Annotated in this window: 13 protein-coding genes and 1 pseudogene; 6 read left to right on the top strand and 8 right to left on the bottom strand. The window is 33.0% G+C overall.

From position 1 onward, the window contains the following. Positions 1 to 10 precede the first annotated feature (10 nt). Together OIU83_RS11830 and OIU83_RS11825 are read right to left on the bottom strand one after the other, a co-directional pair. A complete protein-coding gene (locus tag OIU83_RS11830) occupies positions 11 to 2,650 on the bottom strand; it encodes a gliding motility-associated C-terminal domain-containing protein (protein ID WP_264206463.1) in 2,640 nt (879 codons plus the stop codon). Positions 2,651 to 2,804: 154 nt separating this feature from the next. After that, positions 2,805 to 4,127 (bottom strand): aspartyl protease family protein, encoded by a 1,323-nt coding sequence (locus OIU83_RS11825; RefSeq protein ID WP_264206462.1) that lies wholly within the window; start codon positions 4,125 to 4,127, stop codon positions 2,805 to 2,807. Positions 4,128 to 4,248: 121 nt separating this feature from the next. On the opposite strand from OIU83_RS11825, the gene OIU83_RS11820 reads away from it, so the two are divergent. From OIU83_RS11820 to lgt, 6 genes and pseudogenes are all read left to right on the top strand, one after another. Then, positions 4,249 to 5,445, top strand: a complete 1,197-nt coding sequence (locus OIU83_RS11820) for a pyridoxal phosphate-dependent aminotransferase (protein ID WP_264206461.1) — start codon at positions 4,249 to 4,251, stop codon at positions 5,443 to 5,445. Positions 5,446 to 5,657: 212 nt separating this feature from the next. Continuing rightward, complete coding sequence (gene folE / locus OIU83_RS11815) at positions 5,658 to 6,329, top strand: GTP cyclohydrolase I FolE (RefSeq protein WP_264206460.1); 672 nt, start codon at positions 5,658 to 5,660, stop codon at positions 6,327 to 6,329. 46 nt (positions 6,330 to 6,375) lie between these two features. Continuing rightward, positions 6,376 to 6,750, top strand: a pseudogene (locus OIU83_RS11810) (four helix bundle protein). 71 nt (positions 6,751 to 6,821) lie between these two features. Continuing rightward, the gene (gene cysS, locus OIU83_RS11805) at positions 6,822 to 8,297 is read left to right on the top strand and encodes a cysteine--tRNA ligase (protein WP_264206459.1); all 1,476 of its coding nucleotides are present in this window, start codon (positions 6,822 to 6,824) and stop codon (positions 8,295 to 8,297) included. 99 nt (positions 8,298 to 8,396) lie between these two features. Continuing rightward, a complete protein-coding gene (gene yidD / locus OIU83_RS11800; protein WP_264206458.1) occupies positions 8,397 to 8,645 on the top strand; it encodes a membrane protein insertion efficiency factor YidD in 249 nt (82 codons plus the stop codon). A gap of 63 nt (positions 8,646 to 8,708) precedes the next feature. Beyond that, positions 8,709 to 9,638 (top strand): prolipoprotein diacylglyceryl transferase, encoded by a 930-nt coding sequence (lgt, locus tag OIU83_RS11795; protein ID WP_264206457.1) that lies wholly within the window; start codon positions 8,709 to 8,711, stop codon positions 9,636 to 9,638. 494 nt (positions 9,639 to 10,132) lie between these two features. Here the strand turns inward: lgt and secDF are convergent, their stop codons facing one another. The 6 genes from secDF to OIU83_RS11765 form a co-directional block, all read right to left on the bottom strand. Further along, complete coding sequence (gene secDF, locus OIU83_RS11790) at positions 10,133 to 13,102, bottom strand: protein translocase subunit SecDF (protein ID WP_264206456.1); 2,970 nt, start codon at positions 13,100 to 13,102, stop codon at positions 10,133 to 10,135. A gap of 223 nt (positions 13,103 to 13,325) precedes the next feature. After that, on the bottom strand, positions 13,326 to 14,261 hold the full coding sequence (gene mdh, locus OIU83_RS11785) for a malate dehydrogenase (protein WP_264206455.1): 936 nt from the start codon (positions 14,259 to 14,261) through the stop codon (positions 13,326 to 13,328). Positions 14,262 to 14,363: 102 nt separating this feature from the next. Continuing rightward, positions 14,364 to 16,307, bottom strand: coding sequence for a DNA topoisomerase (ATP-hydrolyzing) subunit B (gene gyrB, locus OIU83_RS11780; protein ID WP_264206454.1), 1,944 nt, complete (start codon positions 16,305 to 16,307; stop codon positions 14,364 to 14,366). A gap of 258 nt (positions 16,308 to 16,565) precedes the next feature. Further along, entirely contained in the window at positions 16,566 to 18,182 is a 1,617-nt protein-coding gene (asnB, locus tag OIU83_RS11775; RefSeq protein ID WP_264206453.1) for an asparagine synthase B, read from the bottom strand. A 230-nt stretch (positions 18,183 to 18,412) separates the two neighbouring features. Beyond that, a complete protein-coding gene (locus tag OIU83_RS11770; RefSeq protein WP_264206452.1) occupies positions 18,413 to 18,862 on the bottom strand; it encodes a hypothetical protein in 450 nt (149 codons plus the stop codon). Positions 18,863 to 19,167: 305 nt separating this feature from the next. Further along, complete coding sequence (locus OIU83_RS11765; protein ID WP_264206451.1) at positions 19,168 to 20,940, bottom strand: TonB-dependent receptor; 1,773 nt, start codon at positions 20,938 to 20,940, stop codon at positions 19,168 to 19,170. Positions 20,941 to 21,041 lie beyond the last annotated feature (101 nt).

Below are 21,041 nucleotides of genomic sequence, written 5' to 3'. Positions count from 1 at the left end.
AGAAAAGGAATTATCGATTTAAATAAAGTCGACCTTGTATAGGTGGTCTATTGTCTTTATTGAAATTGACAACATAAAAATAAACGCCATTTGGAGCAACTCCATCAATTATTTTTGAATCGGAATTTTTCCCATCCCAATCCGGTTTACTTTTATTACCTCTAAACATTAAGTTCCCATATCTATTATAGATTTCAAGCGTATAATTCGGATATAAAAAATCAATTCCGGGAATTGTATAGGTATCATTTATTCCATCACCATTTGGAGAAAATCCATCGGGAATAAAGAAATCACCATATTGTGTATCAGTACAATTTGTAAGCGAAACTTTTACTATCAGAGCATCATTAGAGAAACAATTGATAGTGTTTGAGAAATCAAATCCGTAATAGGTTGCATTATCCTGAAGTAAAACTGCATTGGTTAACGGATTTCCATTATCTGGAGCATCATACCAAACTACCGAAGCCGAAGCATTGGTATTATTAGACAAATTTGCAATTGTAGGATTGTCTATTCCACAAAAATTTTGTCCTTTCTGGTTTAATACTGGTGACGCCACATCATTTATAGTAACAATAATAGAAGTTGCAGGGGATACACATCCGCTGGAAAGTGCCGTTTCTTTAACGTAATAATTTTTCGAAACTAATATAGATGAAGCCGTAAGAGGCGTTGTAGCCGTTACAGAATCATACCATTTATATTGTGTCCCGTTTGGCAATAAATTAGCAACTGTAGCTCCATCTGATTTACAAAAACTCATAGGACCAGCAGTTGGCGCTATTGGAATAGGGTTTACTAAAAAATCATCTGATAAACTCGTGATCACAATACCACAACCCGTTTCGTTATTTCTAAGACTTGTAATTGAGACTGTTGTTGAACCTGTATTGAGAAATAAATTTTGCGGAATTACAAAACTTGTTTTCCCACCAGATACTACTAAAGTAATCATTTGTGTTGGTGCCAAATTACTTCCCGAAATTGTATATGAAATAATAATATCTGTTAAAGTTCCTAATCCCGAAAGTGAAACTAAAACTGGCTCGTTTAAACAAAAATCATCTATATGTATTTTGTAATTAATTGGATTAGGCAAAGATTTCACTACAATACTCCCCGCAACATTAGCAGTATTGGTACAATTGGTAATTGTATTTGTAATGTTTGTAATTACAACCGAAGTATTCCCCTCATTACTAATTAAGGCCGATGGAATTACAAAACTAGAAACTCCGTTAATAACAGATATAGAAACTACTACTCCATTTATTACATTGGCTCCACCTAATTTATACACAATACGATAAGTCCCATCCGTAAGACTTGAGGCTTCTGTAATCTGTACCAACGCATTTTCTTTTTGACAAATTGGGTCAATTTTCAGTTTTGCAGAATCTATATTCGGAGTTGGAAAAACATTTAAAATATCCGATAAATCATTAACTATATTAACACAAGCTCCTTTATTCCAATCGGCAACTATACTTGTAATTTCAACCTTAAAAGCACCTACTTGCTGAAAATAGGTAGCAGATAATGGAAAAGTCACCATACCATTATTTAAAGTTAGCAACTCCGTATTAACTGTTGTCCCAGCTGGACCCGATATGCTATAAGTAACATTATATTTACCGTCTGGAATAACTTCTGGACCTCTTCTAAGTGTTGCAAAATAAATCGCATTAGGAATTTCTGTCTCACATATATCCGAATTTACAACAAGAGTAGCTCCTGTAAAATCAACGCTTTTTTCGAGTGTGATTATCGCAGATACGGATTTATTAGAACATGGCCTATGACCATTAAGAGTAGGCGCCAAAACAGTATAAACATACGTATAATCTCCCGCTCCAGACGTATCAAATAATTGCTGAAGATTGACATTATGGTCTGCTGGCGAAGTTAGCCCAGGACCTTTCCATTCGCCTCCAGCGTCATGTCCGGAGAGTAAATCGTGTAAATCAAAATTGGTATAAGCAGCTAAATCAGTACTTCCACACAACAATAAATCATTTGCTGTTCCCGATTCTGGTGCTCTAACAACCGTTATCCATACTGTGACTGATGGAATTAGTAGTACACAGCCAGGTACTGGAGGTACTGTATATGTAAATTTAAAAATTCCTTGCAATCCTTTAATTGGAAATGAAGAAGATACAACTTGACCATCACTATTAGTCCAGGTTCCGTTTTTATGTGGTCCCATAACTGTACCATTAAATGCTTCAAAAAGATTATAAGCCTCTCTATCACTACATGGAGTCGCAAAAGGAGCTGCCACACCCGCATAGGCACCTATAGTAATTCTTAATTTTGCGGTATTCTTTACACAGCCTGGAACAGCTGGAACAGTATACGTGAACTCATAGATACCACCACTAGTAATATTTTGTGCATATAAAATCCCCGTTTTAACATCCAGCGCTTGTGTATTACTATCATCTGACCATTTTCCTCCCGCAGTTGGACTTCCGTCTAATAATCCGAGTAGATTAATCGATTCATTTACCGGATTCTCAATATCACATATTTTCACTTCGGTATCTATACCGGCACATTGTGCAATACTTTTGGTTGGTAATAAGAATAAAGCTAGAGAAAATAAAAGTAATTTTAATGCAACAAAGTAGTTTTTGGCCATGTATTATTATTAAATTTCTGATAAAAATAACAAAACAATTCCTTAACACCAAAAAAACACATTTATTTCGCCAATTCCTTATTAAAATAAAATAATTTAACAAATTAACTATCAATAACTTGATTACTATTAAGCACCAAAAAAGATAAAACAGTTACAACTCATCGGTTAACTGAAAATTAAATTTTAAGACCTGACTGTCTCTTTCAATCTCTAATGTAATCCAAATATCTTCTTCTGATTTTAATAATGTATTTATCTGTTGCAATGAATATTTATAAGCTTTATTTTTATTGATACTTACAATAATATCACCAGTCTTTAAACCGGAACGTTCTGCGGTCGAATTTTTACGAATATTAGCTATTTCAAAAATAGGCTTTAACTGGAATTTATATTTGAAATCATTACTAATTTTTTCCCCTTTGGCATCTAATGATTCTCCCATTAATGGAACTGTTTCCAGACGAACCGTTTCCTGAACCCATTGTAATCCGTTATGTTGCAATGTAATTCCACTTTTATTATATGTAAACGGATGTGAAAAATCTCTATTTTTCTTGAGATATATTTTTTTACCTGCGTAGTCAAAAACAAGTGTAAATCGCTTTAATATTTCTCCTCCTACAGAACCTATTCTATCTGGAACCATTTTTACATTTCGAATAGAACTTGAATCCGGAAAAGCAATTATAGGGTTTTTAAAAGTAAAATCTCCAATAGAAAATCTAGCAACCTTAGCGCGTCTTCCCTCAATGTCTCCACTAAATCCTTTTCCTAAATAATCTTCAAAATTTTTCTTAGGTACTTTAATCTTGGGGTTTTGAAAGATCCAAAAAGCATCACTATTACCTATATCAATTAGAAGTTTTGCAGAGACTTCGACGCTATCTATAACAGTATTTGAATGAATATAAGGTTTTGATTTCTCAATAGTAATTGGAATAGCTTTAAATTTTCTCTCGAATTTTTTTCGATTTACTTCATTCGATTTAAGAACTATAATTCTTTTCTTTAGATAATTTATCTCGACCAAATTATTTCTAAAAAACTGGTAACCAATAATACCATTAACCGGAATACCTATATGGGAAGATAAATTAAATTCCTGATCTAATATAACATACAATAAATGATTGGTGGATTTCAATCCATTCACCTCCAATGTATTATTTGTAGACTTTAAACCTTCGATAGCATCTTCGGCTCCTAAACCCCGAAGTCTGATTTTCTCGATATTAAAAAAATTTACTTCTTTTTTATCTTCTAAACTAAAAAGTACAGTATCATCGACTCCCGAATCCAATAAAAAATTCAACTCGACTCCATTTACCTTTATCGGTACAAATATTAGATTATTTATTAATTTAAAAGGAATAGTGATTTTATCGGCATGATTATCAATAACAAATCCATTCTGTGCAAATGTAGTAAAGGTGATTATTTGCAAAAAAAACAAAGTAATTTTTCTTTTCATTAAGAGTATTTCTTATAAAAATACTAAAATTTTAGTTAATTGATACAAATCAACAAGTACTTATATTGTTCACGTTAAATTCGAAAAAAAAATGCAAATTTGCACTTCAATAATTTAGATCATGCCAGAAATTTCAAGCAAAGGCAAAAACATGCCCGAATCACCGATACGTAAACTTGCTCCTTATGCAGATATAGCTAAGAAAAAAGGACATAAAGTGTATCACTTAAACATTGGTCAACCTGATATAAAAACACCAGAAGTCGCCATCGCGGCCATAAAAAATATTGATTTAAACATTATTGAATACAGTCCGTCTGCAGGGTATGAAAGTTATAGAAAAAAACTAGCGCAATTTTACCAACGCCAAAACGTAAATGTAAACAAAGAAGATATAATTATTACGACTGGAGGTTCTGAAGCTTTGCTTTTTGCATTGGCTACAATTACCGATCCGGGAGATGAAATAATTATTCCCGAACCTTTTTATGCCAATTATAATGCTTTTTCGGCATCAACCGGTGCAACTGTAGTTCCAGTAATTTCCAGTATCGAAACAGGATTTGCTTTACCAAGTATCGCCTCTTTCGAAAAACTAATTACACCAAAAACTAAAGCTATATTAATATGTAATCCTGGGAATCCAACTGGATATTTATATTCTGAATCTGAAATTTTGCAATTGGCGGATTTAGTTAAAAAACATGATTTGTATTTAATAGCTGATGAAGTATATCGGGAATTCACTTATGATGGCGATATTCATTATTCGGTTATGAACTTAAAAGGGATTGAACAAAACGTTATTATGGTCGATTCTGTTTCGAAACGTTATAGCATGTGTGGCGCCAGAATTGGTTGTTTGATTTCAAAAAATAAAGATGTTATTGCAACAGTAATGAAATTTGCTCAGGCGCGTTTAAGTCCGCCTACAGTAGAACAAATTGCTTGCGAAGCTGCAATAGACACACCTCAAAGTTATTTTGATGAAGTAATTTCGGAATATAGAGGACGAAGAGATACATTAATCACCGAACTTAATAAAATAGAAGGCGTTATAGTTACCAAACCAAAAGGTGCCTTTTATTGTATTGCGCAATTGCCAATTGATAATGCAGATGATTTTGCACAATGGCTTTTGGAAAGTTATGACTATAATGGCGAAACTGTAATGATTGCTCCTGCTGCAGGATTTTATTCAACTCCGGGAATGGGATTGAACCAGGTTCGAATCGCATATGTCTTGAATAAAGAAGATTTAATTCGCGCAGTTACTGTTTTAAAGGAAGCCCTTTTAGCTTATAATGCTAAAAAATAAAAGACAACAGAAGAAACAATTAGTTAATAAAATGCAAATGGCAACAACGATCAAAAGTTGTTGTCATTTCTGTTTTAGGTACATACGAGTCTGTGATTTAATTTATATCCAAAAACTGCACATTAAATAGTAGAAACGATAGAAACTGTTTCCCTTTTATTAATTATCTTTACGCACTCAAAAAGATATACCCATTATAATAGTAGTTTTTAATGATAAATAACGAAGATTTTTTAGACGAAATAGGTGACAATCATATCGGATCAAGTGCGCAAAACCCAATAAGAGAAGATGCTTTTGCAATTACTGACGATGAAAAAATAGAAAAAATAAAGAAAGATGTTGAAAATATTCTAATTACTCTTGGAATGGATTTAACAGATGACAGCTTGAAAGGCACTCCTAACAGAGTAGCAAAGATGTTTGTTAAAGAAATTTTTGGTGGACTTAACCCAATAAGAAAACCAAAAGCGTCTACTTTTGATAATAATTATAAATATGGCGAAATGTTGGTTGAAAAAAACATTACACTTTATTCTACCTGCGAACACCACTTATTACCAATTATAGGAAGAGCCCATGTTGCTTATATTTCTAACGGAAGAGTAATTGGATTATCAAAAATGAACCGAATTGTTGAATATTATTCCAAAAGACCACAGGTTCAAGAACGTCTTACCATGCAAATCGTTCAGGAATTACAAAGAGCTCTTGGTACCGAAGATGTAGCTTGCGTTATAGATGCCAAACATCTTTGCGTAAATTCAAGAGGGATTAAAGATATCGAAAGCAGTACCGTAACATCTGAGTTTGGTGGTAAATTTAAAGATCCTCAAACACGAAGAGAATTTTTAGATTACATCAAATTAGAAACACAGTTTTAGTTAGATTGGTTAATCGTTTAATCGAAAACAGTTAAATAAATAAACGATTAACCAAATAAACATTTTTTCCTTTGAAAAGTTAAATGTTTGGCAAAACTCGAGAATGTTTGTTTTGGATATTTATAAATTAACTAGTAAATTTCCATCAAATGAATTATTCGGAATAATTTCTCAAATAAAAAGAAGTTAATCCTCAATAGCTAAGAATATTGCTGAAGGTACTTCTAGAAATACAAATAAAGACAAAGCACATTTTTTAACTATTTCGTATTCATCTGCAATGGAAACTTTAAATCACATAATAATTGCCAAAGACTTAAATTATGTATCAGAAGAAGAATACTTAAATTGTAGAAAGAAACTTGAAAAGATCCGCAATCAAATAAATAGTTTAAAAAAATACTATCTTACAAAAGAATAAAATCTAATTAACGACAAACGTTTACCTGATTAAACAAATCAACAGTTAAACGATTAAACATTAAAAATAATATGCCATTATATACAAGTCAACATCTAAAAATATACAATTCACTTTCGGGTGAAAAAGAAAATTTCAACCCCATTCATGAAGGAAATGTTGGAATGTATGTTTGCGGACCTACGGTTTATAGTAATGTGCATCTGGGAAATGTTAGAACTTTCATGTCATTTGACATAATCTTTAGGTATTTTTTACATTTAGATTATAAAGTTCGTTACGTTCGTAATATTACAGATGTCGGGCATATAGTAGATGATGTAGATGAAGGTGAAGATAAAATTGCCAAAAAAGCACGTTTAGAACAATTAGAACCTATGGAAATCGTACAGCGATATACTGTAGATTTTCATGATATCCTTAAGTCTTTTAATTTTTTACCACCTAGTATTGAGCCTACAGCTACTGGTCATATTATTGAACAAATTGAGATTGTCAAAAAAATAATTGATACCGGAATTGGTTATGAAGCCAATGGATCTGTTTATTTTGATGTTGTAAAATACAACGAAACCAATAATTATGGTGTATTAAGCGGGCGAAATATCGAAGATATGCTATCCAATACACGTGATCTTGACGGACAATCAGACAAAAGAAATCCACAGGATTTTGCTCTTTGGAAAAAAGCAGAACCACAACATATAATGAGATGGCCATCTCCTTGGAGTGATGGTTTCCCAGGCTGGCATCTTGAATGCACAGCAATGAGCACCAAATATCTGGGCAATCACTTTGATATTCATGGTGGCGGAATGGATTTAAAATTCCCTCATCACGAATGTGAAATTGCACAAAATGAAGCTTGTACAGGTCAGAGTCCAGTTAACTACTGGATGCATGCCAATATGCTTACCTTAAATGGAAAGAAAATGGCAAAATCCACCGGGAACAACATTTTACCTGGTGAAATTTTAAGTGGCGAAAACACTATTCTTAGCAAACCATTTTCGGCTTCTGTAGCACGCTTTTTTATGCTTCAGGCACATTACCGAAGTATTTTGGACTTTTCGGATGACGCTATTGTTGCCGCCGAAAAAGGATATAAGCGATTAATGGAAGCTCTAGATACATTCGAAACCATAACACCTGGCTCTACTTCTTCGATTGACATTGCAAGCTGGAAACAATTGTGCTACGATGCAATGAATGATGATTTTAATACTCCTATTTTAATCGCACAATTATTCGAGGCAGTTCGTTATATCAATTTATTAAAAGAGAAAAAAGAAACCATAACTGCGGATGACTTAAAAACCTTATCAACTACTTTACATGCATTTTTATTTGATGTTTTAGGACTAAAAGATGAGAAAGCCGACACAAATAATGATAAATTAGAAGGTGCGGTGACTATGCTAATCGAAATGAGAAATCAAGCAAGAGCTGATAAAAACTTTGCTCTTTCTGATCAAATTAGAGATCAATTGATTGCTCTTGGAATTAATCTGAAAGATGGTAAAGAAGGAACCTCTTTTAGTATTTAGCAAATAGTTTTTTATACTCAGCTATTGAAATTAATCAAATAAGTCTGTTACAATTGATAACGATTAAATAAAACAAAGCTGATTAGTATCAATAAAAATATGCTGTCAAAAATTCTCATATATCCATTTATCTTAATTGTGCGATTTTATCAAAGTGCAATTTCACCCTTTACACCTGCTGCTTGTCGATTTGAACCGACATGCTCGAGTTATATGATTGAAGCGCTGCAAACTCACGGTTTATTCTATGGAGGTTATTTAGGCATTAAGCGAATATTAAGTTGCCATCCCTGGGGAAGAAGTGGCTACGATCCTGTGCCTGCAAAGAAATGCAAACACAAACATTAACTTTTTATAAAGTATAACTTTACTTTAAATTTTTATTTTTACAACCTAAAAATATATTATTACATGATACACTCTTTAAACATTGTTTGGAATCCCTCTGAAGGAATAGATCTAGGTTTTTTTATGATTCGCTATTACAGCCTAATGTTTGTAATTGCGTTTGGTTTAGGATGGTATATCATGAAGCAAATCTTCGAACGCGAAAATGAACCAATCGACAAACTGGATTCTTTATTTATCTGGACCGTTTTGGCTACTTTGATTGGAGCACGTTTAGGACATGTATTATTTTATGATTGGGAATATTACAGAAATCACATTTCAGAAATTTTCCTACCGTTTCGTTTTAGCCCCAATTTTGAGTTTACAGGATACCAAGGATTAGCTAGTCATGGTGCAGCTATTGCAATTATAATCGCAATGTACTATTACAGCAAAAAGATATTAAAACGCCCATTATTATGGATATTAGACAGAGTTGTTATTCCAGTTGCCAGCGGAGCAATATTTGTACGTTTAGGTAACTTCTTTAATTCAGAAATCACAGGAAACGTAACAGACTCAGTATTTGGAATTCGATTTCTACATGAATATTTCAGTAAAAGTGATGCAGTAAACAAGACTCAAATCGCAAATCCTAAAGATGCCTACACAGCAATCGCTACAGACCCAAAATTTGCCGATTTATTAGCACAGGTTCCCGTAAGACATCCAGCGCAATTATACGAAGGTTTTTGCTATATTTTTGTATTCGCCATCCTTTATTATTTATACTGGAAAACAAATGCAAGCCAAAAACCAGGATTCCTATTCGGTTTATTCCTAGTTCTTCTATTCGCAGTTCGTTTTATAGTCGAATTTGTAAAAGAAAGTCAGGGCGGTTTTGAAAACGAATTAGGCGTATTTTCAACAGGACAGTGGCTAAGTATTCCTTTTATAATAGTTGGAGCTTTCTTTATGATTAGAGCCAATAAAAAGGTCGCTAAAAACTAAATAAAGCACATACAATAAAAAGACCCGATACCCTTTACAAAAGTATCGGGTCTTTTTATGCTTAAAAATACCTAAACCTATATTAGCTCAAAACCTTAGTGTTGTTTTTACCATTCTAAATCTTAGCCTCACAATCCATACGAATAGTTTTATTTTAGAACACAAAAATTAATTACCCTAAAGTTAACACAAACCCAATCCTTCCCTACAATTATCGAGTGCTCATAAAGATACTTTGTCACTAAGAAAGACAAGATTATGGCTATATCGTGGATGAATTAATATTTCATCACAAACTTTACTCCCTAATTCCCCTTACCTCCTTCGATATATACCGCTCTTATCCGGCTACTTACAACTTAAACCTTCCTCACTTAGAATCTTTGCCTCTTTGTTACTCTATCCCTTTAAACCTTTGTTCCTTCCTCCTTTTTAATCACAAAAAAAGGATCCAATTTTCATTGGATCCTTTTTTTAATATATAATAAAGACTATTATGCTTCTTTATGTCTCTCTTCAATAGCAATCTTATCAGCTGCAGAAATAGAATCTACTAACACTGGAGTTGCAATAAATAATGAAGAATATGTTCCTACGATAATACCAACCAACATAGCAAAGATAAATCCTCTAATTGATTCACCACCAAAAATAAACATGATTAATAATACCACGATCATTGTTAATGATGTATTGATTGTTCTAGACATAGTTGAATTAATAGAGTCATTTACAATTTGAGCAAAAGAACCTTTTGTTTTTCCCGCTAAGAATTCACGAACCCTATCAAATACAATAACAGTATCATTCATTGAGTATCCAATTACAGTAAGAATCGCAGCAATAAAGTGCTGATCTACTTCCATACCAAATGGCATGAATTTGTAACATAATGAATAAATACCTAATACAAAGATAACATCATGAGCAATAGCTGCAATAGCACCTAAACTAAATTGCCATTTTCTAAAACTAATCATTAAGTATAAGAATACAATTGCCATTGCTCCAAGTACAGCCCAATATGCATTTGTTTTAATATCCTCAGCAACTGTAGGTCCTACTTTTGAAGCTTGTAAGATACCTAGTTTTTTACCTTCGTAAGCATTGACAAACTTATCATAAGTTAAACCAGGAGAATAATGTTTTTTCAAATTCTCAAACAACAATTTATTTACTTCTTCATCAGCTTTAATACCGTGCTCTTCAACTTTATATTTAGTTGTAATTTTTAATTGGTTATCGCTACCAAAAACTTTTGCTTCGGCACTACCAAAAACTACAGCTAATTCATCTTTAACAACTTCTGCTTCTACTGGTTTTTCAAAACGAATTTGAAATGTTCTTCCTCCAACGAAATCTACACCTTGATCAAGTCCATTGATACATAATGAAGTAATACTCACTACAACAACAATACTTGAGAATAAATACGTCCATTTTTTAGCTCCTAAGAAATCAAAATGGAAGTTATTAAACATATTTTTAGAGAAATTAGTTACGAATGTTAAATCATTCTTTCTGCTAATATTTCTATCAATAAATATTCTAGCGATAAAAATAGAAGTAAATAAAGAGGTAACAATACCAATTAACAAAGTAGTAGCAAAACCTTTAATTGGTCCTGAACCAAATATAAATAATACAGCTCCAGTTAAAATGTGCGTAACGTTTGCATCTGTAATAGATGACATCGCACCTCTCCAGCTGTAAGATGTTTTAATTGCTTCGTCAAGTGTTTTCCCTGAACGCAATTCTTCTTTTGCTCTTTCATATATAATGATATTCGCATCTACTGCCGTACCCATTGTTAAAACGATACCAGCAATACCAGGTAAAGTAAGAACCGCACCTAAACTTGCCAAAATACCGAATAAGAAAAGTAAGTTAACAGCTAATGCAAGGTTTGCATACCAACCAGCTTTACCATAATAAATCATCATCCAAAGAGATACTAATAACAAACCAACAATAGCTGAAGTTGTACCATTATCAATTGCTTCTTGTCCCAGGGATGGCCCTACAACTTCTGACTGAACGATATCGGCAGCAGCAGGTAATTTACCAGCTCTTAATACGTTAGCTAAATCTTTAGTTTCTGTTACATCAAATACACCTGAAATCTCTGATCTTCCTCCTGAAATTGGACCACTAGAAACTCCTGGAGCAGAATATACGATATCATCAAGAACAATAGCAATATTACTTTTTTGAGTATAAGCCCTTCCAGTTAATTCTTCCCAAGCTCTTGCACCTTGACTGTTCATTTGCATAGAAACAGCTGGTTTACCCATTTGGTCAAAAGTATCTTTAGCATCAGTTACAACACCACCGCTCATTGCAGCAACATTATCTCTATTTCCTTTTAAAGCATATAATTCAACAGCTTCAATTTCTTTTCCTTTTGCATCTTTAATATCTGTTGGTTTACCCCAAACAAATTTTGCATAATGTTGATCAGCACCTAATAAAACTCTTATGTCTGGTCTTTTAAAATAACTGTTTACAACAGCTGTATCTTTTGGAGAGAAAAGACCTAAAACTGGTCCACCACCTTGACCGATCATTTTGTCAAATAAAGGATTATTTCCTTTTTTAGAAGCCAATGAATCTTTTCCACCTGTAAGTAAATCATTCAATGAATCTTTTACTACAGCTTTAGTTTCAACTTTATTGATTTCAGTTTTCTTCAAGGCTTCGTTAGCAGCCATTAAGAAATTACCCATCTCATCAATTTTGTATGTTTCCCAAAATTGTAATTGAGCAGTACTTTGCAATAATTTTTTGATTCTATCAACATCTTTCGCACCTGGAAGCTCAACAAGGATTCTTCCTGTTTCACCAAGTTTTTGAATATTTGGTTGTGTAACACCAAATTTATCGATACGTTTTCTAAGTACTCCAAAAGCACTTTCTACAGATTCATCAACTTTTCTTTTGATTACTTTTTTTACTTGCGCATCGGTCATTTGGAAATCAATTCCACCTTCACCTTGCAAACTTCTGTTTGCGAAAATTTCTGGAGAAGCTAATTTTACAGTTCCATTTGAATTTGCTTCAAAAGCTTCAAAAAACGCATCTAAATACGTTTGATTCCCTTTTATATTAGCAGTTGCATCAGCTAATGACTTATTAAAAACTGGATTTTTAGAATTATTAGCTAATCCTTTTAAAACATCTTTAACAGAGATTTGAAGAATAACATTGATTCCTCCTTCTAAGTCAAGACCTTTATTGATTTGCTTGTCTTTTACTTCATTAAAAGTAAAACTAGTAAATCCTAGATTGAAAACTTTTTCTTTACCAATAGAATCCAAATATTTTATTTCTTTATCAGGATTACCTCCTGCGAAAGATTTCGCATCACTTTTTACTTTATCAGCGACAAAAGTGAAGGAAAGTTGGTAAATACTTACCAATGCAAATAGAATTGCGAAAAATTTAATAAGTCCTTTATTCTGCATTATTACTAAAAATTAATTATGTTTTATAGTTTGTTTTGTTTTAAATTATACAAAATCAAGCCTTTAGGCTATTTCTTATATCTAAATAACGAAATCACGAATTACATTATTTTTTTAAACCGAGCAAATATATAATTAACGAAAAGATTAACCAATTTATTTATTAATTAATCTCAAAAAAAAGACTGCAAAAGTGCAGTCTTTTCCTATTTACTCGTAAATTTTATACTAAAATCGATTTTAAAGCGTCATTCATTCCTCTTACAGCGTCAGCACTTTTAGCAAATAATGCTTTTTCCTGGTCATTTAATTTGATGTCTAAAATTTCTTCAACACCATTTTTACCAATGATACATGGCACACCAATACAAATATCATTTTGCCCGTATTCGCCTTCAACAAAAACAGAACATGCAATCATTTTCTTTTGATCATTTAAAATACTGTCTACTAAATAAGCAACCGAAGCACCTGGCGCATACCAAGCCGATGTACCTAAAAGTCCAGTAAGTGTAGCTCCTCCTACCATAGTATCAGCAGCTACTTTTTGTAAAACTTCTTCCGAAAGGAATTCTGTTACCGGAATACCATTATAAGAAGCCAAACGTGTTAATGGAATCATAGTTGTATCACCATGACCACCAATTACCATAGCCGAAATATCATTCGCTGGTTTATCAAGAGCCAAAGACAAATAGGTTCTAAAACGAGAACTATCAAGCGCTCCTCCCATACCAATTATCCTGTTTTTTGGCAACCCTGTTGATTTCAATGCCAAATAAATCATTGTATCCATAGGATTTGAAACCACAACAATAATTGTATTTGGAGAATGTTTCAATACATTTTCGGCAACTGTTTTTACAATTCCTGCATTGATTCCGATTAATTCCTCGCGTGTCATTCCTGGTTTTCTTGGAATTCCAGATGTAATTACTACTACATCACTACCAGCGGTCTTAGAATAATCATTTGTTACCCCAGATACTTTAGTATTAAAACCCGTATTTGTAGCACACTGCATAATATCTAAAGCTTTACCTTCAGCAAAACCTTCTTTGATATCCAATAATACTACTTCGCTTGCAATTCCTCTATAAGAAATAACGTCTGCACAAGTGGCACCAACGTTTCCTGCTCCTACAATGGTAACTTTCATATTTTAAAATTTATTCGGTTATTAGTTAATTTGGTCAATCATTATTATAATAATCGCAAATTAGGCATTTAAAAACAAATATCTAATTTGCAACCACTTATTTTAAGCATCAATTTTAGCATAAACTGCATTCTTCTCGATAAATTCTCTACGAGGTGGAACTTCATCCCCCATTAACATAGAGAAAACTCTATCGGCCTCAGCTAAACTATCAATATTTACCTGACGTAAAGTTCTAAAACTTGGATCCATTGTAGTTTCCCACAACTGCTCCGCGTTCATCTCCCCAAGACCTTTATAACGCTGAATCCCTGCGCTTCCGCCCATTCTTTCGTTAGCCTGATCACGTTGAACATCATTCCATGCGTACTCTTTTTTATTCCCCTTTTTAACTAAGTATAAAGGTGGAGCAGCAATATATACATGCCCTTCCTCTATTAATTCTTTCATAAAACGGAAGAAAAATGTTAATATCAAAGTAGAAATATGACTACCATCGACATCGGCATCACACATAATAATTACTTTATGGTAACGTAATTTTTCTAAATTCAATGCTTTACTATCTTCGGCAGTACCTACTGTAACTCCTAAAGCGGTAAAGATATTACGAATCTCTTCGTTTTCAAACACTTTATGATGCATTGCTTTCTCAACATTCAAAATCTTACCACGTAATGGTAAAATCGCTTGAAATGCACGGTCACGTCCTTGTTTTGCAGTTCCACCTGCCGAATCTCCCTCGACAAGATATACTTCGCAACGTGCTGGATCCTGCTCAGAACAATCTGAAAGTTTTCCTGGTAATCCGCCTCCACCCATAACGGTTTTACGCTGTACCATTTCACGTGCTTTCTTAGCAGCATGACGTGCTTGAGCAGCAAGAATTACTTTTTGAACAATGATTCTGGCATCATTTGGATTTTCTTCCAAATAATTCTCGATCATTTCACTCACAGCTTGACTTACCGGCGAAACAACTTCTCTATTCCCTAATTTAGTTTTGGTTTGACCTTCAAATTGTGGTTCAGCTACTTTTACCGAAATAATTGCCGTAAGTCCTTCACGGAAGTCATCTCCCGAAATATCAAACTTTAATTTGTCTAACATTCCCGAAGCATCTGCATATTTCTTTAACGATCTGGTTAAACCAGTTCTAAAACCTTGCAGGTGCGTTCCTCCTTCGTGTGTATTAATATTATTTACATAAGAAAAAATATTCTCTGTATAACTTGTATTGTAAATCAAAGCTACTTCTACAGGGATTTCTCCTTTTTCATGATCCATAGAAATTACGTGTGCAATAATAGGCTCACGGTTTCCATCCAGATAACGAATATATTCTTTTAGTCCTTCGTCAGAATGAAATATTTCCTGAACAAAATTACCATCTTTATCTACTTCTCTTTTATCTATAAATGTGATTGTTATCCCTTTATTCAAGAAAGACAACTCACGCATACGCGCAGACAAAGTATCATAAGAGAACTCTGTAGTTTGTGTAAAAATTGTTTCGTCAGGATAAAAGGTTACAATAGTTCCTCTTTTTGTAGTTTCTCCAATTTGTTTAACTGGATAAAGCGCTTTTCCTTTTTCATATTCTTGCTCATATACCTTTCCGTCACTACTGTGAACAGTTGCACGCAAGTGATTTGACAAAGCATTTACTACCGAAACACCTACACCGTGTAAACCTCCAGAAACTTTATACGAATCTTTATCAAATTTACCTCCGGCACCAATTTTAGTCATTACAACTTCTAACGCCGAAACTCCTTCTTTTTTATGAATATCTACTGGGATACCACGCCCATTATCTTCTACAGTTACAGACCCATCTTCGTTTATCGCAACACCAATAGTATCACAATACCCTCCCATAGCCTCATCAATAGAGTTATCTACAACTTCATAAACTAAATGATGTAGTCCTCGAACACCCACATCTCCAATATACATCGACGGACGCATTCTTACATGCTCCATCCCCTCTAATGCCTGAATACTATCCGCTGAATAACTGTTCTTCTTGATTTCTTCGCTCATATAATTTATTCTAAAAAATGTAATATTTGTCTAACACGCAAATATATAAAAACGCAAATTATATATCCGTTAAAATAACATTTAAAGCACTTAAGTTATTAACATATTATTAAAAAATCGTATTTTAAAACGCATAAAAAACAAAAACTATAAGTATTATAAACGACAAAATTTCAAAACGAACATTAAAAATGCTGTTTTGAAATTTTGACAATTGACTTATGTATTCTTTTTTAACTCAAAATGAAACTCGTTTTATTAAACTGCAACTCCCGATTTAGCAATTTCTGTATCTGCTTTTACGTGTGCTGCATTCGCTCTACCACTTGGATCTTGGTTTTCTTGCCATTTTGGAATCCATTTTCTAACAGTTTGCGCTGCACTAACCTGTGGGTAGTATTTATGAAATATTGATCTGTAAAAATAAGCTTCTTTTGTAGTTGGTGAGTTATAAGGAAACTCAGCAGTTGCTCCAGCCAATTGCTCATCTGTAACTTTAGAAGAACAATACTCGATCAACTGATCAATCCAGTTATATCCTACTCCATCTGAGAACTGCTCTTTTTGTCTCCACAATACTTCTGCAGGCAAATATGGATCTTCCGGGGTATCGAAAGCTTTTCTTAATATATATTTTTCTCTTCCTTCGTACGTTTTAGGCTGTTTTTCTTCTGGCTTGATACGAACTGCCATATCTAAGAAAGCTTTGTCTAAAAACGGAACTCTAGCCTCTAATCCGTGAGCCATTGTAGACTTATCTGCTCTTAATAAATCGGCAGTAAACAATTTCTGAACTCTTTCGATTGTTTCTTTTTGAAATTCTTCTGCTGATGGCGCATTTCTAAAATATAAATACCCTCCAAAAATCTCATCTGCTCCTTCTCCCGAAAGCACTACTTTTATTCCCATATCAGTAATTGCTTTTGATAAGAAATACATCGGAGTACTTGCACGAATAGAAGTTACATCATAGGTTTCCAAATGCCAAACCAATTTATCAAGAATCTCAATTCCTTGCTCAATCGTGAAATGAATTTCATGGTGCTCCGTTCCTAAAAACTCTGCAACTTTTTTAGCTGCTTTTGCATCTGGTGCATTTTCATCCAATCCGATAGAAAATGAATGTAATTTTTTTCCGCTTTCTGCTAATAATCTTGAAGCTATTGCAGATGTTAAAGAAGAATCTAATCCTCCCGAAAGCAACACTCCGATTGGCACATCACTCATTAAACGTTTACGGGTTGCCTCTGTCAAAGTTTCTCTGATTAGATCTAAATCCAAATCCTGATCTGCTTTTAAATAATCTTCATATTCTGGTTGGTAATATTTTACGAAACCAGTTTTTGGTGTATAATAATGTCCCGGAGGAAACGTTGAAAATGTTTTACATTGGTCTGCAATAGGCTTCATTTCTGATGAAAAGTAAATTCTTCCTCTTTCATCCAAACCATAATATAAAGGTTTCACTCCCATTGGATCTCTACCTGCAATAAAATCATCTCCATCGATTACTACGAAAGCCCAATCTCCATCAAGCATGTTACAAAAATCGTAACCAAACTCTTCGTATAAATGAACAATCACTTCCGAATCTGATTTTGTTCTAAAAGTATGCCCTTTTAAAACACCATCTCTTAAAACTTGGTGGTTATAAACTTCGCCATTATGAACCATCCAGGCAGTAGAAGTTCCCTGAATAGGCTGTCTTCCTGAATGCAAATCGATGATAGACAAACGCTCATGACTTAATATGTGTCCATTTTCAGTAACATGTATATCACTTTCATCCGGACCACGGTGAGTCATTCTTTTTGACAATTGTCTAACTAATTGTTCATCTTTTCCTTTTCCAATAATGGCTAATATTCCGCACATAACTATATAATTTTGATGTTTTGTTTATTTTGATAAGGCAAAGATGCATTAACAGTTACAAATACAAAACACAAATGCCAAATATGATTATAATTTATAACCGAAAATAGATATTTACAATAAAAATGTAATTTAAAAAGAACTAAAAGCAGAATACTGGTTATAATTTTTAATTTGAAGATATAAATTCAAATAAAATGGAGTAAAACAACAATAATCAAGAGGTTTAATTAACAAATACTCTCAATTATATAATGAGTTGTATTAATATCAAATTCAAAACCTACGGCATTTCCCATCAATTTACTCCCAAGCGGAGATTGAGGTGATAATGCAATAACATTAATCCCGTCGATAGTTATTTTTGGTAAAGCAACACTCAGATATAAATAAATACCATTTGCCTGAACCAAACTTCCAACAATAATAGCCGAAGCAACAGCCTCGGAATCTATTCGATCTAAAATAGCTTTTTGAGTAATCGCTTCTTTTAATTTATTGGTTAGCTTTTCCTGTTCGATATGCATCATTGATAAAGCCGTTTCATGTTTATCACCTGCCGAACCTTTGGCATCGTTTTTAGAATCTTCGGTCAATGCCGAAATCATATCTTTAAAAACATCTATTCGATCCTGAACCATTTGTAAATAATAGGTATGTATTTTTTGCTTGAAAGTCATAATATAATTTAACCGCAAAGTGCGCTAGGTTTTAGGCAAAGGTCGCAAAAAAGATTTTATTTACTCAATATGAGATTTGCCAATTATTTTTTAAAAAAAAGCTCGCTAAATCTTCAAAAAAGACTTAGCGAACTTTGTACAAACTTTTCGGTTAATTTATCCGCCACAAATTTAAAGGATTAAAAGTTGGCCACGAATTACACCAATTAGCACTAATTCCATTCATTAACTAAAAAGAATTTATCATGAATTTAAAACCTTGCGTTCTTTGCGTAGATCTTTCCGCACTTTGCAGTTAAATATCCTTAAAAATCAAATTTATAATTAGCCCCAGCCACAATCTGAAAACCCTGAACCGGATAATTCAACCATCTTTGATATGCCTGATTGGTAATATTATTTGCTTTTAGATAAAAAGTCAATCTCTCGCTGTACTTGTATCCTACATGTGCATTTAAATCGAAATAACTTTTTAAAGTAATCGGACTTGCATCAATTCCTAAGCTAGTGTTTACTTGTTCGTCTTTTCTTTCTCCTACATAAAACAAGTTGAATCCTGCATACCATTGTTTAGTAATATTAAAATCAAGATTAGTACTTAATTTCATTGTTGGTAAATTCCAAGCTTCACTTTGATGATCGTTACTATAACTATTAAAAGTTCCGTTGATTCCAAAAGAAACATTCTCAGAAAAATCAGCTTTTAATTCTCCATAAAAACGCAATGTTGTCATATCATCATATACAACCTGAAAAGAGTTCCCAAAAGCATAATTTTTATTACTTATATCTTCTGTATAGTTATTACTTTTAAACAATGCTTTATTTCTTTCGTTCACATACGACCCTTGAACTTTATAACTCACATTATTAGCCAATTTTCCTTTTAAACCTGCAAAAATATTAAATTGCATATCGGTTGGGTTAATATTTAATGTTGGAGATAAAAACGGATTCTGATCTACAAAATCCATATAGGTATTTTGCTCTAAATTCCCTTCGGCTCCAGCATAAAAAATCATTAAGTCTCCAACCACTTTATATGAAGCTGTTACATTTGGATACACTAAAATTTTACTATTACTGTTTTCATTATCTAAACTATAGAACAACTTAGCCCCTAAATTTAACGTCCAATCGTCTTGTTGCATTACAAAACTTGGCGACAATCCAAAATTGGTAAAACCATATTTTATAGGCTGTAAATTTGTTTTCTCATAATTATTCTCAAAGCTTCCGCCAACATAATCTACAATTACATCTGTATTTATAGACTGATCCATTATTTCGACTTTGAAAGATGGTTTTATGTAAAATCTATTTTCAGAAGATTTTAAACCATCCGAAAAATGACTGTATTTCATACTCGCTTTAGTAAAAATACCATCGCTAAAATCGATATTTCCGCCAAGATTAATTCCGTTATACGAATGTTTTGGACTGATGCTATTAATCAATATTCCGCGGTCTTGTGGAGTTAATGTAGAACCAAAATCTACTGGCAAACCATACCAATTATAAATCTGGTTTTGATACCCTAAATCAATATTCCAGGACATATCCCTATTTTTTACCCCATAGATTAAATCCAATGAAGTATCATAAAATTGATCATTAAGCTCTATATCTTTAATTCCTCCTTGCGAAGACTGGTGCTTGAACATCCCTGCTACATAATCATTATTTCCTAATTCCTGCACTACAAACAATTCGGCATTTAAACTTCCGTAATTTCCAACTCCTGCGGTAGCATAATTAGTAAACAAATGTTCTTTTTTGGCTTTATCTACAAGTTGTGCATTTCCTTTTGAAGGTGTAAAAGTAGATGCTACAGGAAAAGAAAAAATCGTGTATTTAATGGTTTCTTTAGCTGCATTCCCCTCATCATTTAACGATGGAATTTCTTTTACTTTAAAAGCATCCGAGATTGTAGGCAAGTATGCTTTTACCACATTTACCTCTTCGGTGCCAATTGTTTCTTCTTTCTTTTTCGTTTCTTCCTTCTTTTGTGCCAACATCAATTGAGAAGTTAGTAACAAAAGAAAAGCGATATGTTTATTTTGGAAATTGATTTTCATATTTATCATTTTTGAGAAAATAGAGAAAAGAGGATAGAAAATAGATTTCAATATCTATTCTCTTTATTCTATATTCTTTATTCTATATTCTTTATTCTATA

This window comes from Flavobacterium shii (assembly GCF_025847235.1).
Taxonomy (GTDB): domain Bacteria; phylum Bacteroidota; class Bacteroidia; order Flavobacteriales; family Flavobacteriaceae; genus Flavobacterium; species Flavobacterium shii.
The sequence above is the reverse complement of the archived record's forward strand: the minus strand, read 5'-3'. Positions and strand labels throughout refer to the sequence as shown.